This is a genomic window from Mesobacillus sp., from assembly GCF_047739415.1.
Taxonomy (GTDB): Bacteria; Bacillota; Bacilli; order Bacillales; family Cytobacillaceae; genus Mesobacillus.
The window spans coordinates 46585-61593 of the sequence record NZ_JBIQOE010000298.1 but is presented as its reverse complement, the minus strand read 5'-3'; the positions used below and the strand labels follow the sequence as shown (position 1 = coordinate 61593).

Annotated in this window: 16 protein-coding genes and 2 other annotated features; of the genes, 3 read left to right on the top strand and 13 right to left on the bottom strand. The window is 43.4% G+C overall.

Annotation, left to right across the window (positions count from 1 at the left end):
- Nucleotides 1–313: 313 nt before the first annotated feature.
- The 3 genes from polX to zapA all read right to left on the bottom strand — a co-directional run bounded on the left by polX (nucleotide 314) and on the right by zapA (nucleotide 3109).
- Nucleotides 314–2032, bottom strand: a complete 1719-nt coding sequence (gene polX, locus ACH0QE_RS24365) for a DNA polymerase/3'-5' exonuclease PolX (RefSeq protein WP_415803034.1) — start codon at nucleotides 2030–2032, stop codon at nucleotides 314–316.
- 263 nt (nucleotides 2033–2295) lie between these two features.
- Nucleotides 2296–2838: a CvpA family protein gene (locus ACH0QE_RS24360; protein ID WP_041967566.1), complete on the bottom strand. Its 543-nt coding sequence runs from the start codon at nucleotides 2836–2838 to the stop codon at nucleotides 2296–2298.
- 7 nt (nucleotides 2839–2845) lie between these two features.
- The gene (gene zapA, locus ACH0QE_RS24355) at nucleotides 2846–3109 is read right to left on the bottom strand and encodes a cell division protein ZapA (protein ID WP_371931994.1); all 264 of its coding nucleotides are present in this window, start codon (nucleotides 3107–3109) and stop codon (nucleotides 2846–2848) included.
- Nucleotides 3110–3248: 139 nt separating this feature from the next.
- Here zapA and rnhC point away from each other — a divergent pair, with 139 nt between their 5' ends.
- Nucleotides 3249–4172, top strand: a complete 924-nt coding sequence (gene rnhC, locus ACH0QE_RS24350; RefSeq protein ID WP_415803033.1) for a ribonuclease HIII — start codon at nucleotides 3249–3251, stop codon at nucleotides 4170–4172.
- A gap of 284 nt (nucleotides 4173–4456) precedes the next feature.
- Here rnhC and pheT read toward each other — a convergent pair whose 3' ends face one another.
- From pheT to ACH0QE_RS24335, 3 genes are all read right to left on the bottom strand, one after another.
- A complete protein-coding gene (gene pheT / locus ACH0QE_RS24345; protein WP_415803032.1) occupies nucleotides 4457–6871 on the bottom strand; it encodes a phenylalanine--tRNA ligase subunit beta in 2415 nt (804 codons plus the stop codon).
- A 19-nt stretch (nucleotides 6872–6890) separates the two neighbouring features.
- On the bottom strand, nucleotides 6891–7928 hold the full coding sequence (pheS, locus tag ACH0QE_RS24340; protein WP_415803031.1) for a phenylalanine--tRNA ligase subunit alpha: 1038 nt from the start codon (nucleotides 7926–7928) through the stop codon (nucleotides 6891–6893).
- Between the two features lie 56 nt (nucleotides 7929–7984).
- Nucleotides 7985–8231 (bottom strand) — a binding site (T-box leader).
- 61 nt (nucleotides 8232–8292) lie between these two features.
- Complete coding sequence (locus ACH0QE_RS24335) at nucleotides 8293–9048, bottom strand: TrmH family RNA methyltransferase (protein ID WP_415803030.1); 756 nt, start codon at nucleotides 9046–9048, stop codon at nucleotides 8293–8295.
- A 124-nt stretch (nucleotides 9049–9172) separates the two neighbouring features.
- Between ACH0QE_RS24335 and sspI the strand changes: the two genes are divergently transcribed.
- Entirely contained in the window at nucleotides 9173–9388 is a 216-nt protein-coding gene (sspI, locus tag ACH0QE_RS24330; RefSeq protein WP_167832737.1) for a small acid-soluble spore protein SspI, read from the top strand.
- Between the two features lie 292 nt (nucleotides 9389–9680).
- On the opposite strand, the gene ACH0QE_RS24325 is transcribed toward sspI, so the two are convergent.
- Entirely contained in the window at nucleotides 9681–10766 is a 1086-nt protein-coding gene (locus tag ACH0QE_RS24325; RefSeq protein WP_415803029.1) for a M42 family metallopeptidase, read from the bottom strand.
- 75 nt (nucleotides 10767–10841) lie between these two features.
- Nucleotides 10842–11333: a dUTP diphosphatase gene (locus tag ACH0QE_RS24320; RefSeq protein ID WP_415803028.1), complete on the bottom strand. Its 492-nt coding sequence runs from the start codon at nucleotides 11331–11333 to the stop codon at nucleotides 10842–10844.
- An 807-nt stretch (nucleotides 11334–12140) separates the two neighbouring features.
- Here ACH0QE_RS24320 and ACH0QE_RS24315 point away from each other — a divergent pair.
- Nucleotides 12141–12542 carry a sigma-w pathway protein ysdB gene (locus tag ACH0QE_RS24315; protein ID WP_415803027.1) on the top strand — a complete coding sequence of 134 codons (402 nt, stop codon included), beginning with the start codon at nucleotides 12141–12143 and terminating at the stop codon, nucleotides 12540–12542.
- A 37-nt stretch (nucleotides 12543–12579) separates the two neighbouring features.
- On the opposite strand, the gene ACH0QE_RS24310 is transcribed toward ACH0QE_RS24315, so the two are convergent.
- From ACH0QE_RS24310 to infC, 5 genes are all read right to left on the bottom strand, one after another.
- Complete coding sequence (locus tag ACH0QE_RS24310) at nucleotides 12580–13152, bottom strand: TVP38/TMEM64 family protein (RefSeq protein ID WP_415803026.1); 573 nt, start codon at nucleotides 13150–13152, stop codon at nucleotides 12580–12582.
- Between the two features lie 58 nt (nucleotides 13153–13210).
- On the bottom strand, nucleotides 13211–13486 hold the full coding sequence (locus ACH0QE_RS24305) for a DUF1294 domain-containing protein (RefSeq protein ID WP_415803025.1): 276 nt from the start codon (nucleotides 13484–13486) through the stop codon (nucleotides 13211–13213).
- Nucleotides 13487–13581: 95 nt separating this feature from the next.
- Nucleotides 13582–13941, bottom strand: a complete 360-nt coding sequence (gene rplT, locus ACH0QE_RS24300) for a 50S ribosomal protein L20 (RefSeq protein WP_102263819.1) — start codon at nucleotides 13939–13941, stop codon at nucleotides 13582–13584.
- A gap of 37 nt (nucleotides 13942–13978) precedes the next feature.
- Nucleotides 13979–14179: a 50S ribosomal protein L35 gene (gene rpmI / locus ACH0QE_RS24295; RefSeq protein ID WP_023627047.1), complete on the bottom strand. Its 201-nt coding sequence runs from the start codon at nucleotides 14177–14179 to the stop codon at nucleotides 13979–13981.
- A 16-nt stretch (nucleotides 14180–14195) separates the two neighbouring features.
- Nucleotides 14196–14699 carry a translation initiation factor IF-3 gene (gene infC, locus ACH0QE_RS24290; protein WP_158651580.1) on the bottom strand — a complete coding sequence of 168 codons (504 nt, stop codon included), beginning with the start codon at nucleotides 14697–14699 and terminating at the stop codon, nucleotides 14196–14198.
- 130 nt (nucleotides 14700–14829) lie between these two features.
- Nucleotides 14830–14956, bottom strand: a sequence feature (ribosomal protein L20 leader region).
- Between the last annotated feature and the right edge of the window lie 53 nt (nucleotides 14957–15009).

Here is a 15009-nt window from a genome sequence, read left to right as displayed (position 1 = left end):
TCTTTAGCGAAGGTTAATTAGAAAAGCGTAAGCGCCTTGGTCAGCCCCGACAAGCGCTGGAGGGCCGACCAGTGAAGTCGTTCTTTGACTTCATCGGGCGGACCGAAGCGACTCGAGGGGCTAGGCGCTGGAGCTGGACAAAGAAAAGCGTAAGCGCCTTGGTGAGACCCGACAAGCCACTCGAGCTGCTCAAAGCTAACGCTTTTCGCAAGATACTCGAAGAAGCATCTCGATGATGAAAACTGGCTAGGCGCTGGAGCTAGACATTTCTCCAAGAGAATTCTTTATCATCTTTTTAAAAATAGACCCTTTCTTAATTACGGGCGTGCAGGAAATCCAGCAATCCGTTCAGATCCAATGCGTTCAAGACGGATGATTCCTTAATCCAGCCTTTTCTGGCGGCTGTTACGCCTATTCCCATATGTTCAAGTGTATCCACTTTATGCGCGTCTGTATTGATGACAAGCTTTACACCTTCATCTTGAGCTTTCCTTAAATATTCTGATGCCAGATCAAGTCTGTTCGGATTCGCGTTCAACTCAAGGGCTGTATTCGTTTCTTTTGCAAGCTTGATTAGCATATCGATATCAACTGAATATCCCTCACGACGACCGATCAGCCTGCCAGTGGGATGCGCGATGATATCAACATGGGCATTCACCAGAGCAGTTTTCAAACGGTTCATGATTTTTTCGGTTGGCTGGGAGAATGAAGAATGGATCGATGCAATGACCAAGTCGAGGTCTGCAAGTAAATCATCTTCAAAATCCAATGTACCATCCGGTAAAATATCCATTTCAATTCCTGTCAAAATCGTGAAGTCATCAAATTTCTTGTTCAGTTCCTTCACTTCTTCAATTTGCTTCCGCATGCGTTCCGGCGTCAGACCGTTCGCTACCTTTAAATACCGGGAATGGTCTGTGATCGCCATGTATTTATAGCCTCTCGCGATACACTCCCTTGCCATTTCCTCGATTGAATGGCCGCCATCGCTCCAAGTTGAATGCATATGAAGATCGCCTTTAATGGCCTCCAAAGTTATGAGTTTCAAATCTTCTTTATATAATTCGACTTCAGAGCCGTCTTCCCTTAACTCAGGCGGAATGAAAGGAAGGCCGAAATACTGATAAAATTCTTCTTCCGATTTAAATGTGGTGACTTCACCTGTTTCTACATTCTCTACACCGTATTCGCTGATCTTTTCTCCTTTTTCCTTCGCAAGCTGACGCATTCTTACATTATGGTCTTTTGAACCAGTGAAGTGATGGAGTGCAGTTGCGAATTCTTCAGAATCAACAAGGCGGAAGTCCACGTTTACATCATAATCAAGGCCAAGTGTGACAGAAACCTTCGTATCTCCCGCTGCAATAATTTCTTTGATTTTCGGCAGTTTGACCAGCTCGTCCTTCACCGCCGATGGATTTTTTGAAGCAATGATAAAATCCAGATCCTTGATCGTCTCTCTCATCCTGCGCAAGCTTCCTGCTTTTGAAAATTGTTCGATTTCCTCTATCTTTTGAAGATATGATTCAATTAATTCCGCGACCGGGAGCATATAGGCGAGCGGCAATCTATCCGGCCTTGTGCCAAAGTTTTCAATTGCGGCAAGGATCTTTTCTTCGCTCTTTTTGCCGAAGCCTGCAAGGTCACGAATTTCCCCTGACTTCGCAGCCTCCTCCAGGTCGTGAATGCTTTCTACTCCCAGTTCCTTGTATAGCTTCGCGATCTTTTTCCCGCCCATTCCCGGCAGCTGCAAAAGTGGAATCAGCCCGCTAGGTACTTCTTCCTGCAATTCCTTCAGCTCAGTTGATTGCCCTGTCTCCATAAATTCCTTGATAACTCCGGCTGTTCCTTTGCCGATTCCTTTGAGTTCAGTCAACTCGCCCATTTCTGACATGCTGCGTTCATCTCCCTCAAGAGCCGCTGCAGCCTTGCGGAACGCTGAGACCTTGAATGGGTTATCACCTTTTAATTCCATATATATAGCGATTGTTTCAAGTAATTGTACGATATCTTTTTTATTAACAGACATGATGTCCACCTGCCTTTTTAAAATTACCGACCGAATTGAGCCGGACGCAGTCATTGTCTTCTATTTTATAGAAAACAAGTCCCTCTGTGAAATTTAATGAAAAAATAATAGGATGATGAGTTATAAACAGCCTGGATATATGCTGTGTTATAGTATTGGACATTTCTGATTCTACCTGCCCTAATGGGGTCTTTTCTAGTATTACACTCGTTAGAATCATGAGAGATCGTTAAAAAAGAAAAAACTTCTCCGCAACAGAGAAGTTATGCAGCCATGTATTCAATCCAAAGTTGTTTAATTTGCTGGGAAAATACTGGGGTATTTTTTATAATGTTTTCGGCTAGAATTGAATCGTTCAGTGGTCCCTGGATCGCCTGGATTGGCAGTAAAGCAGCAATATAGAGAACAATAAATAAAAGCAGGTAAACTTCAACAAAGCCAAGGAACCCTCCTGCCCAAACGTTCAACTGCTTCAGGATTGGAAGGTGAGCCACAAAATCGAGCATTGAACCGATGATTTGAAGCAGGATTTTCACTGCGAAGAAGATGGCTGCAAATGCAATCGCGCGATAATATGCATCTTCTAAATTGGCATTTTCAAATAGAAGATTCAACGTCGCATTGCTGCCAAGATTAGGATATGGAATCCATAGAGTCAGCTTTGGCGCCAACTGGTCATAATATATGTACGCAACGATGAAGGCTGCGATGAATCCAGCCAAATGGATGGTTTGCAGGATGAACCCCCTCTTCAATCCTACAATGAAGCCAATAAGCAAAATAGCTAATACAGCAAGATCAAGCATGCTTTTTTCAGTCCTTTAACCTTTTAATTTCCGCTTCGAGCGATTCAACACGATCTTTCATTTTTATGTAATCATTAACGGCATTCACAGCAGTTAATACAGCTAATTTACTAGTATCAAGTGAAGGATTCGCTGAGCCGATCTCACGCATTTTATCGTCTACCATCGAGGCAATGAGCCGGATATGGCTGGTGCTTTCTGTGCCGACGATCGTATATTGCTGTCCGTATATATCGACAGTCGACTTATTTTTTTTTGTGTCTGACAACATTTATGCCCCCATTCATAAGAATCCTATTTTATACTATAACATGAACGTAAAAGGCTGGGAAGTATTTGCCTGTCAGATCTGTATGATTTATGGAAGAATATGTCTAACTATGAAAATGTAAAACAGGGAGTGTAAAGCAATGGGAAACAGTGTCCTTCAAAAAAGTCCGGAAGAAATCAAAAAGATGAAAGAGTATTACAGTAAGTTTCTTATTGATAAGCTTCCGCCTGGCAGCGTTTTTGCCGCCAAAACACCTTCCTGTGCAATCACTGCCTATAAATCAGGAAAAGTATTGTTCCAGGGAAAAGATGGAGAGACCGAGGCAGCCAGGTGGGGTACGGCCTCCGCGCCTGCGGTCAAGAAGAAAAACGTACCAGGCTCTCACCTGCCAAAGAATATTGGCGAGATTTCCATCATCGGTTCAGATGAAGTGGGAACTGGCGATTATTTCGGTCCGATCACAGTCGTCGCAGCCTATGTCAGACGGCAGGATATACCCGTATTGAAAGAGCTCGGTGTCCAGGATTCAAAGAATCTCAAGGATGATAAAATCATCGAAATCGCCAAGCAGCTCGTAACCTTTTTGCCGCACAGCCTGCTGACACTGCATAATGAAAAGTACAACCAAATGCAAACGAAAGGCATGTCTCAGGGCAAGATGAAAGCTCTCCTGCATAACCAGGCGATCCACCATGTTCTTGAAAAAATCGCCCCTGAAAAACCTGAAGCCATTTTGATCGATGAATTTGCCAAAGAGCAGATTTATTATGCCCATTTGAAAGGTCAAAAGAAGATTATAAAGGAAAACGTGCTGTTCAGCACAAAAGCAGAAGGAATTCACCTGGGTGTGGCTGCAGCGTCGATGATCGCACGGTACGCCTTTGTCCGCCATTTCGAGAACCTCAGTAAACGCGCAGGTTTCACGATTCCAAAAGGTGCTGGCGCTGCTGTTGATAAAGCGGCTGCGAGGCTGATCCTCGATAAAGGTATGGATGTATTGCCAGAGTTTGTTAAGCTTCATTTTGCCAATACTGAAAAAGCGAAAAAGATTGCGAGGGTTTAGGTCAATTTTGCTGGTAAAAATGAGCTGTTTTTTCCAGTTCGCGGAATGATAGCAACTTTTCGCGGAATTCGTAGAGAATTTCGCGGGAATCTCCGTCATTATCGCGGAATTCCATTTGAACCGGCACCCTAGCAACACTATTTCGCGGTTTCCAACCGTGTAATAGAGGTATCTCAGCCATCTCCGCCGGAATCTACCTGCATTCTTTCACGGTCTCTCCCATTTTAAGCTGAATAGTTGAATTTAACATTAAAAGGCAGCCCGGGGGCTGCCTTTTTTATGATTTATCCTCTTAGTACTGCTCCTGCTTTCTCTTCAAGAGCTGCAAGTACTTTATTATGTGCTTTTGCTATGTCTTCGTCTGTCAGTGTCTTTTCCGGATCGAAGTATTTCAGTGAGAACGCAAGTGATTTCTTGCCTTCTTCCATTTTTTCACCTTCGTATAGGTCAAAAACATTCACTTCTTTTAATAATGATCCACCAGCTTCAGTGATGATCTTCTCAAGGTCACCGGCAGCAGTTGCTTTGTCAACAACAAGAGCAATATCTCTTGAGATTGACGGGAAGCGCGGGATTGCTGTGTACTGCAACGGCGCTGTTTCTGCTTCCAATAATGCTTTTAACGATAACTCGAAAACATAAGTTTCTTTCAAGTCGAGTGATTTTTGCATTGTTGGGTGAACCTGGCCGATGAAGCCTATAACATTGCCATTCAGCAAAATTTCAGCCGTACGTCCAGGGTGCAGACCATCAAGCTCAGCCTTCACGAAATCTAACTGGCTTTCAAGGCCCAGCTTAGTAAATAATCCTTCAACGATTCCTTTAAGGACGAAGAAGTCAACAGGCTTCTTCTCACCCTGCCAAGGATGGCTTTCCCATAGGCCAGTAATGGCTGCGGCAAGGTGTTCGCGTTCTTCAGGAAGGTCTTCTTTGCTGTTTTTCAGGAAGACTGCCCCAGTTTCATAAACAGCGAAACTGTCAGTCTGGCGAGCAATATTGTATTTCAATACTTCAAGCAGCTGAGGTACGATGCTTAAGCGCAATAGGCTGCGATCTTCGCTCATTGGCATTGCCAGTTCAACAGGCTCGCGCTTATCCAATGCGTACTGTGTTGCTTTCTCCGCGCTTGTAAGGGAATATGTGACTGCCTGGTAAAGACCTGCACCTTCCATGTAACGGCGGACAATACGACGCTTTTTCTGGTAGTCAGAAAGATGTCCTGGTGTTGACTCTCCTACAGGAAGAGTTGTTGGCAGGTTGTCATAGCCATAAAGACGGCCAACCTCTTCAATCAAATCTTCTTCAATTGTAATGTCCCCACGGCGAGTAGGTACAGTTACTGTGATCGCGTCATTATCTACAGAGGTTTCGAACTTCAGGCGGGCAAAAATGTCCTCAACCTGCTTCACTTCAAGGTCTGTTCCCAAAACTTTGTTGATTTTTCCAAGGGTTGTTGAAACAACTGCCGGCTTTACATCCAAAGCATCTGCTTCCACTACTCCGCCAAGAACTTCTCCACCTGCAAGTTCGATCATCAGTTCAGCCGCACGTTCTGCAGCCGGGCGAACTCTTTCAGGATCCACACCTTTTTCGTAGCGTGAGCTTGCTTCACTGCGCAGGCCATGGTCCTTCGAAGCCTTACGGATAACTCCACCTGTAAAATAAGCGGACTCCAGCAGGACAGTTGTTGTATCGCTGCCAACCTCTGAATTCGCTCCGCCCATAACGCCTGCAAGCGCTACTGGCTCTGTTCCGTTCGTGATAACAAGATGATCTGGTGTCAAAGTACGCTTGACATCATCCAGCGTTTCAATCACTTCGCCATCCTTCGCGCGTCGGACAAGGATTTCTTTTGATCCCAATTTATCGTAATCGAAAGCGTGAAGCGGCTGGCCATACTCCAATAAAATGAAGTTCGTGATATCAACTACGTTATTGTGAGGACGGATGCCAGCAGCCATCAGCCTTGTTTGCAGCCAAACTGGTGATGGACCAACTTTTACATTTTTGATCACCTTTGCAACGTATAGAGGATTATCTTCTTTTGCCTCAACTGTTACATTGATATAGTCACTAGCTTGCTCTGTTGATGTTTTAGGCTGTGGGTTCGGCAGTTTGATATCCTTGCCAAGAATCGCTCCAACCTCGTACGCAACACCAAGCATGCTCATCGCATCTGCACGGTTTGGCGTCAATCCAAGTTCAAGGATCTCGTCATCTCTGTTTAAAGCTTCTAAAGCGTCCTGGCCGATTTCTGTATCCGGAGTGAAATTGTAGATTCCCTCAGCATATTCCTTTGGTGCCAGCTTTCCTTCGATTCCAAGCTCCTGGAGTGAGCAGATCATCCCGTGGGATTCTTCACCTCGAAGCTTCGCTTTTTTAATCTTGAAGTTTCCAGGAAGAACTGCTCCAACTGTCGCAACCGCAACTTTTTGGCCTTTGCCGACATTTGGCGCGCCACAGATAATTTGAACAGTTTCACCATTACCAAGGTCGACTAATGTTTTGTTCAGTTTTTCTGCATTCGGATGCTTTTCGCATTCAAGCACATGGCCGACAACTACGCCTTTTAAGCCTTCATTTAATTTTTCTACGCCTTCTACCTCGATGCCGCTTTTAGTGATTTTTTCGGCAAGTTCTTCAGCAGATACGCCTTCCAAATCGATATATTCCTGCAGCCATTTATATGATACCAACATGGTTTTACCCTCCTAATCCTTATTCTTCAACTGAAAATTGCTTCAAGAAACGGACATCGTTCGTATAGAAATGACGGATGTCATCGACTCCATACTTGAGCATCGCGATACGCTCAGGTCCCATTCCAAATGCAAAACCGGTGTATTTCTTCGAATCATAGCCTGCCATTTCAAGAACATTTGGGTGAACCATCCCTGCACCAAGGATTTCAATCCAGCCTGTTCCCTTACATACGCTGCAGCCTGATCCGCCGCAGATTTTACAAGAAATATCCATTTCGACTGATGGCTCAGTGAAAGGGAAGAAGCTTGGGCGCAGACGAATTTCACGATCCTCGCCGAACATTTTCTTTGCAAAAACTTCAAGTGTTCCTTTCAGGTCACTCATTCTTACATTCTCATCAACGACAAGCCCTTCAATCTGCATGAACTGATGTGAGTGAGTTGCATCGTCGTTATCACGTCGATAAACCTTGCCCGGGCAGATGATTTTTACAGGACCCTTGCCCTGGTGTTTTTCCATCGTCCTTGCCTGCACAGGAGATGTATGTGTACGCATCAATGTTTCTTCTGTGATGTAGAAAGAATCCTGCATATCACGCGCCGGGTGTCCCTTCGGAAGGTTTAACGCTTCAAAGTTATAGTAGTCTTTTTCGACTTCCGGGCCTTCCTCTACTGTGTAACCCATGCCGATGAAAAGATCTTCGATTTCTTCAATGATGCTCGTAAGCGGGTGGTGACTGCCGGTTCTAACTGGTCTTCCAGGAAGAGTCACGTCGATTTGCTCAGCTGCCAATTGTTTTTGGACTGCTGCTTCCTCAAGTTCCTTCTGCTTAATCTCGATCTGGCCTGAAATCGCATCACGGACTTCATTTGCCAGGGCACCCATTTTTGGTCTTTCTTCAGCGGATAATTTGCCCATTCCTTTTAGCACTTCTGTGATTGGACCTTTTTTCCCAAGATAGGAAACACGAACATCATTCAATTCTTTAAGGTCAGCTGCTGCGGCGACTTTTTCAAGAGCCTCAGCCTGCAGTTCTTTTAAACGATCCTGCATTGGTAAATCCTCCTTCATATTCTTCTTTTTTGAACACAAAAAGACCTCATCCCGGATAAAGGGACGAGGTCTTGGTTTCGCGGTACCACCCTTTTTAACAGGCAATACAATATGTATTACGTGTTCGCTTCATTGAGATAACGGCTTTGTGCCGATGCATCTTTACGCCTTTTTAAAAAGCGGTCCCGATGCCAACTCTGGAGGTGAACTTCGCTTGCCTGTTCCATAAAAATGCTTCCAGTCATCGGCATTTTCTCCCTGGATGGCCATCTTCAAGCTACTTTTCTCCGTCATCGTTTTTGAAATATTATTTTTGCTGTTTATTATATTATAATCTTGGCGCAGTATCAAATGGTTTTGGAGCCTATTTTGCTGTTTTTAAATAATATAGCAAAATACCTGCCGCAACAGCGACATTCAGCGACTCGCTTTTGCCGAATATCGGGATATAAAGGTTTTGGGTTGTTTTTGCCAGAAGCTCTTTATTTACACCGCTTCCTTCATTTCCTACGAGCAGGGCGAAGGCTTCCCCTTTTTCAGCCTCTGTAAAAACAACTCCATTTTCAAGAGCAGTTCCATAGACCGGGATGTTCTCAGCTTGAAGCTTGTTAATCCACTCGGAAAGGTCGCCACTTAAAACTGGCATATGGAAGTGACTGCCCTGCGCAGAGCGCAAAACCTTAGGATTATACATGTCCACACTGCCTTTCCCAACAATGACAGCATCAATCCCGGCAGCATCAGCTGTCCGAATCATGGTGCCAAGGTTCCCGGGATCCTGGACTGAATCAATAAGTAAATAGGTTTTACCATTTGTTTGTATGTTCTTTGGCTGCCGGCATACAGCAAATATGCCCTGAGTTGTCTCCGTGTCAGCAAGCTGCTTGCTGATTTCATCCGTAACAACCGTAACAGGAATCGAACCGTAATCCAGGCCATGCGGCAATTCGGTTTTTTCGCTCAAAATGATTTCTTCTACATCTTCTTTTTTCGTTAGTGCTTCTTCAACTAAGTGGTAGCCCTCGACAAGGAACATACCGGACTTGTCGCGTTCTTTTCGCGTCAGTAATTTCTTCCACTGCTTCACTTGCGGATTTTTATCAGATTGAATGTACTTCAACTCTGGCTCTCCTTTAATATGGCTTGTTCAATTTTACTATTATAGCTCAAAACAGATACATAATAAAACCAAAATTGTTAATCCTATAACCATCTTGGTAATTTGAAAGGAGTTTAAGCAAAGGATGAACTTAAACCTTAGGAATGCTGTCATTTCAAATGTAGCAGGAAATTCTCAGGACGAGCTTAAAGATACAATCGTCGACGCAATCCAAAATGGTGAGGAAAAAATGCTTCCAGGACTTGGAGTTTTGTTCGAAGTAATCTGGCAGAACGCCTCCGAGGACGAAAAGCAGGAAATGCTGAACGCATTGGAAGATGGTTTGAAAGGAAAGCAATAAATTTGGAAGAAGGGCTCCTCATTTTGAGGAGTTCTTTTATTTTGGTGCAAATTGAATCCCCTTTTTTCCATCAAAATGGATAAAGTAGTGATTAATGTCGATTTCGTAGTGATTATGGCTAATTCCGTAGTGATTATGGCTCTTTTTGTAGTGATTATTGATGATTTTGTAGTGATGATGGTCCAAACCGTAGTGATTAAATAAAAAGTTGTAGACAAAACGTTTAATGAAGACAAAAAAATTGTCCAGAAAACCAGTCTTTACTGTTTTCTGGACAATCATATCCTAAGTTTTATTCAAAAGTAATCTTTTCAACTGTTTCCTTATCAAGACGCTTGATGACTTCTACGATTAGCTTTACTGCGTTTTCGTAGTCGTCACGGTGAAGCATCGCTGCGTGTGAGTGGATGTAGCGTGTCGCAATTGTGATGGACAGCGCTGGTACACCGCGGTGTGTCAGATGGATGGCCCCTGAGTCCGTTCCTCCGCCTGCTACTGCATCGAACTGATATGGAATGTTCAATTCATCAGCCAGGTCTGTAATAAAGTCACGAAGTCCTTTGTGGGACACCATTGATGCATCATAGATGATGATCTGTGGTCCGTCACCCATTTTGCTAAGCGCTTCTTTCTCGGTAACGCCTGGAGTGTCTCCGGCAATCCCTACATCAACACCAAAAGCTATGTCGGGCTGAATCATTTGAGCGGAAGTTTTCGCGCCGCGAAGGCCTACTTCTTCCTGAACTGTTCCAACACCATATACGACGTTCGGATGCTCAGCATCTTTAAGGCCCTTCAGGACATCGATGGCAATCGCACAGCCAATGCGGTTATCCCATGCTTTAGCAAGAAGCATTTTCTCATTGTTCATGACAGTGAATTCGAAGTAAGGAACGACCATATCACCAGGAGTGACTCCCCATTCCTTCGCTTCGTCACGGCTTGAAGCTCCGATATCAATGAACATATCCTTGATATCAACTGGCTTTTTGCGCGCTTCCGCAGGAAGGATGTGAGGCGGCTTAGAGCCGATTACCCCAGTGATTTCACCTTTGCGTGTAACAATTGTGACACGCTGTGCAAGCATGACCTGGCTCCACCAGCCGCCAACTGTCTGGAAGCGGATGAATCCTTTGTCATCGATGCTTGTAACCATGAAACCAACTTCATCAAGATGGCCGGCAACCATGATCTTCGGTCCATTCTCATTGCCGACTTTCTTGGCAACCAAACTGCCAAGGCCGTCAGTAGATACTTCATCAGCGAATGGAGTTATGTATTTCTTCATTACTTCTCTTGGCTCACGCTCATTGCCGGGAATGCCTTTGGCATCGGTTAAATCTTTTAGCATTGTTAATGTTTTATCTAAATTCGCCATTATTTCGACTCCCTTAATATGTAGTTTCGAAACCTATTATACTAGACATGCGGGGTATTGTACAAAAAATTCTGCCTAATAACCTTTACGCTGCCTATCATAATTTACTTCATTTTTCTTAATATATGCCTGTTCAATTTGATCGTCCTTCATTCCAAGCAGCAGCGCAAGCTCCATATAGCTTTCAAATAAATGAACGTAATCATCTTCGCTGCGGCTGTTCCTGAACTTTTGTACTGACTCGTATATTGAAAGAAACTGATTGCTGATGTCCGTTTCGGCGGTTCTGTTTGGTGTGATTGACTCAATATCTTCAAAACCACATTCAATCCCCAGCGACAGGATAAAATGGACACCATCCACAAACTCCTCTAGGATGACATCTCTTTCGGAGGATGGCTTCACACTCCAAAACTTGAAGCACCTCGTCTCATTCGCAAGCTCGCCGATTTCAACAAGCAACGCGAGGACCTTTCGATCAAATAAATCTTCATTCTCGAGCCCGTGTTGCGATTCAATATGACTATCGAGTGCTTTTTGCATTTTAAAAATGGTGGTTGTATTCATTTTTCAACTCCATCTGTAATTTTAGACTTAAGCAGCTTTGATTTTGACAGCTTTCCGTGGTATTTCTTAAAAGCTGTCTTAATTCCTCGGGTATTTTGACAGCTTTCTGTGATTCGCTTCCAACCTGTCACAATTCCAGCCTTTTCTTGACAGCTTTGCTCGTGTTCCAGTCAAGCCTGTCACAATTCCAGCCTTTTCTTGACAGCTTTGCTCATGTTCCCATCAAACCTGTCACAATTCCAGCCTTTTCTTGGCAGCTTTTCTCGTGCTCCAGTCAAGCCTGTCACAATTCCAGCCTTTTCTTGACAGCTTTGCTCATGTTCCCATCAAACCTGTCTCAATTCCGGCCTTTTCTTGACAGCTTTTCTCGTGTTCCCTTCCAACCTGTCACAATTCCAGCCTTTTCTTGACAGCTTTGCTCATGTTCCCATCAAACCTGTCACAATTCCGGCCTTTTCTTGACAGCTTTTCTCATTTTCCCTTCCAACCTGTCACAATTCCGGCCTTTTCTTGACAGCTTTGCTCGTGTTTCCATCAAACCTGTCACAATTCCAGCCTTTTCTTGGCAGCTTTTCTCGTGCTCACATCAAACTTGTCATAATTCCAATCTTTTCAGCCATTGTTGGAATTCCAATAGGTTTTAAATGAAAAACTCTTTAAAATCGGCTGTTGATTTTGTTCCACACGCTTCCCTTTCCACTTAAGTTTGAATCATGCCTTAAAAAAAGTATAAATCAATTATAAATTTGTTGAAACTATTTAGAATCTCATCCGTAAATAAGGAAAGTTCGCATTGGAGGGGCAGTCATGATTCTGCTTTTACGTCTTATTTTATTACTTTTATTCATTTTTCTAATATACAGCGCGGTGAAGTATTTATTCCACCCGAAACGGAAGCTGGAGCTTGCTCATGATCAGAAGCGCTTTTTCTTATTGGATGATCCAGACAATGTCCGCAAGAATTTCTTATTGACATATAAGGGTGTTTTATTTGAGGGTGAAAAGTATTTAGGCACAACACCATCTGCTTTTGAGGTTGTTTCCATTTTCATTTGGCCTAAAAAAACGTCGGCTTTGAAAGGGCTTGTCCTTGAGGATTTCCAATTCATTGAACGGAAAATTCGTGAGAGCTATCCGGTGGCCAAAATTGACTGGAAAAGCCCGATTAAGGAATTCATGGCAAATCATGACCAGGATGATGAGATTTAAAATGTAAAAGCGTCCGATATATTCCGGACGCTTTTTCTTATGTTGTTCTATCAAAAAATTCACGCCATTTAATGAACGTAATTTTCTCACGCAACAAATAGGCAAACAGCAAAGATATAATCATCAGGAATAGCCCTGTTAATGAGTCAAAGTCTCCGACATATTCCCCGAATATCGTATAAAAGATGACGAATGGAACATTCGCAAGAAATGATGCAAGCATAAAGTCTTTAAAACTACTTTTTCGCTCGTAAAGACAAAAGCTCAGCAGCTGGTAATGAATCACCGGCACTAGTCTCAACAGCGCGACCTGGGCGACAGTCAAATCCCTGAAGCGTCCAACCAGCCTTTTCTTCAGCCTGCTCAGCTTGTTCATCATCTCGGGAATCTGTCTCATTAAAAAGTAAAACAATATACTTGCTCCCGATAAGCCGAGCAGCGAATATACAATTCCAGGTATGATCCCGAACATTAATCCTCCAGCAATACAGACCACCGCAGGAGGTATGAAAACAAATTGTCGGAAAATATGAAACAAGATAAACAATACTGGTGCATACCAGCCTCCAGATTCGACAATGATCAGCAGCATTGACCACGCATCGTCCATTCTTGTCACCTGCCTGCTTAGTCTTTGTTGCTACTAGCTTATAGAATCATACAAGCTGTTATGCCAATAGCTTAAATAAATATGTAAATATACCAATCTCAATAATAGCAAGCAGCGGCAATCCATATTTAAACTGGGCATGCTTCGTTTTATGCCTGTAATGCTTCATACCAGCTGTTGCACCGATTGCTCCTCCAAGAAAAGCAACATTCCACAGTGTTTTTTCGCTTATCCGATAATGATTGTTTCTTGCCCGCTTTTTGTCCATTCCCATGATAAAAAAGCCCGCAAGGTTCATGACTGTTATCAAGCCAGCCAAACTCCATGTCCCCACATCTCCACGTCCTCTTTGAGTTCTATGACTTCATTATATCTTATAAAAAGAAAAAACCACCCTCAATATGAGAATGGTTCATCTTATCGATTTAATTACTTGTTGAATTGTTGCTTAGCTGTTTCAGCCAATTGAGCGAATGCTGCTGCATCGCTTACTGCAAGTTCAGCAAGCATCTTGCGGTTTACTTCGATACCTGCAAGCTTAAGGCCGTGCATCATACGGCTGTAAGAAAGGCCGTTCATGCGAGCTGCTGCGTTGATACGAGCAATCCAAAGTTTGCGGAAGTCGCGCTTCTTCTGGCGACGGTCGCGGAATGCATACATTAGAGATTTCATAACCTGCTGGTTAGCAACCTTGTATAATGTATGTTTAGAACCGAAATAACCTTTTGCTAATTTAATGACTTTTTTACGACGCTTGCGCGTAACTGTACCGCCTTTTACACGTGGCATGTAATTTCCCTCCTATATAAATCGAGATCGCTCGAATTTACTTAATGTTGTCAAGCATGTGACGAATACGTTTGAAATCGCCTTTAGAAACGATTGCAGATTTGCGAAGCTTACGCTTAGCTTTTGTTGACTTGTTAGCAAATAAGTGGCTAGTGTAAGCGTGTGAACGCTTAAGCTTGCCAGTTCCAGTTTTCTTGAAACGCTTGGCAGTGCCGCGGTGAGTTTTCATTTTTGGCATAGGGACTTCCTCCTCGTTACTTTTCAGTTTTAGGTGCTAGTACCAGGAACATGCTTCGGCCATCCATTTTTGGATGTGATTCGATTGTCGCTACTTCTTTGCAAGCTTCAGAGAAGCGATCAAGAACACGCTGACCGATTTCCTTATGAGTTATAGCACGGCCTTTAAAACGGATTGATGCTTTAACCTTATCGCCTTTTTCCAGGAACTTGATAGCATTGCGCAACTTCGTGTTAAAGTCATGCTCATCAATTGACGGACTAAGACGGACTTCTTTAGTTGTGATGATTTTTTGGTTCTTACGTGCTTCTTTTTCTTTCTTTTGCTGTTCAAACTTGAATTTTCCGTAGTCCATGATTCGGCCTACAGGAGGCTTCGCGTTCGGAGCAACAAGGACAAGATCAAGATTTACGCGCGCTGCGATCTCAAGAGCCTCAGCTTTGGATTTAATTCCTAATTGCTCGCCATTTTGATCGATCAAACGAATTTCGCGAGCACGAATTCCCTCGTTTAGTAACATCGCATCTTTGCTAATAATTAGCCACCTCCAGGGTTTTATCGAATACATTGTCAAGGAGAAGAAGTACATTGCCAGGCCGGAGCCTCATCTTGCTCACACAATGACATACGATATAGTCCGTTTTTATTTTGCAATAAAAAAAGTGCAGGCGACGACACCCACACTTACGGAAACAAAATAATTAGACGTTTACGTATTACCTGCCAACTGCTGAAATGCGTCAACCAGGTGAGAAGCGGGTGCCTCTTCTTTCCTAAAACTTGTATTCAGTTCACTCTTGCTAATATAGCATAAAGAAATTAATGTGTCA

What these genes read in the sequence shown, in the direction of transcription:
- rplT (WP_102263819.1), bottom strand. Translation starts at nt 13,941, where the DNA reads ATGCCACGTGTAAAAGGCGGTACAGTTACGCGCAAGCGTCGTAAAAAA.
- zapA (WP_371931994.1), bottom strand. Translation starts at nt 3,109, where the DNA reads ATGTTGTCAGACACAAAAAAAAATAAGTCGACTGTCGATATATACGGA.
- ACH0QE_RS24325 (WP_415803029.1), bottom strand. Translation starts at nt 10,766, where the DNA reads ATGGCGAATTTAGATAAAACATTAACAATGCTAAAAGATTTAACCGAT.
- sspI (WP_167832737.1), top strand. Translation starts at nt 9,173, where the DNA reads ATGAACTTAAACCTTAGGAATGCTGTCATTTCAAATGTAGCAGGAAAT.
- ACH0QE_RS24360 (WP_041967566.1), bottom strand. Translation starts at nt 2,838, where the DNA reads ATGCTTGATCTTGCTGTATTAGCTATTTTGCTTATTGGCTTCATTGTA.
- ACH0QE_RS24310 (WP_415803026.1), bottom strand. Translation starts at nt 13,152, where the DNA reads ATGGACGATGCGTGGTCAATGCTGCTGATCATTGTCGAATCTGGAGGC.
- ACH0QE_RS24320 (WP_415803028.1), bottom strand. Translation starts at nt 11,333, where the DNA reads ATGAATACAACCACCATTTTTAAAATGCAAAAAGCACTCGATAGTCAT.
- ACH0QE_RS24315 (WP_415803027.1), top strand. Translation starts at nt 12,141, where the DNA reads ATGATTCTGCTTTTACGTCTTATTTTATTACTTTTATTCATTTTTCTA.
- pheS (WP_415803031.1), bottom strand. Translation starts at nt 7,928, where the DNA reads ATGCAGGATCGTTTAAAAGAACTGCAGGCTGAGGCTCTTGAAAAAGTC.
- pheT (WP_415803032.1), bottom strand. Translation starts at nt 6,871, where the DNA reads ATGTTGGTATCATATAAATGGCTGCAGGAATATATCGATTTGGAAGGC.
- infC (WP_158651580.1), bottom strand. Translation starts at nt 14,699, where the DNA reads ATGTTACTAAACGAGGGAATTCGTGCTCGCGAAATTCGTTTGATCGAT.
- rpmI (WP_023627047.1), bottom strand. Translation starts at nt 14,179, where the DNA reads ATGCCAAAAATGAAAACTCACCGCGGCACTGCCAAGCGTTTCAAGAAA.
- rnhC (WP_415803033.1), top strand. Translation starts at nt 3,249, where the DNA reads ATGGGAAACAGTGTCCTTCAAAAAAGTCCGGAAGAAATCAAAAAGATG.
- polX (WP_415803034.1), bottom strand. Translation starts at nt 2,032, where the DNA reads ATGTCTGTTAATAAAAAAGATATCGTACAATTACTTGAAACAATCGCT.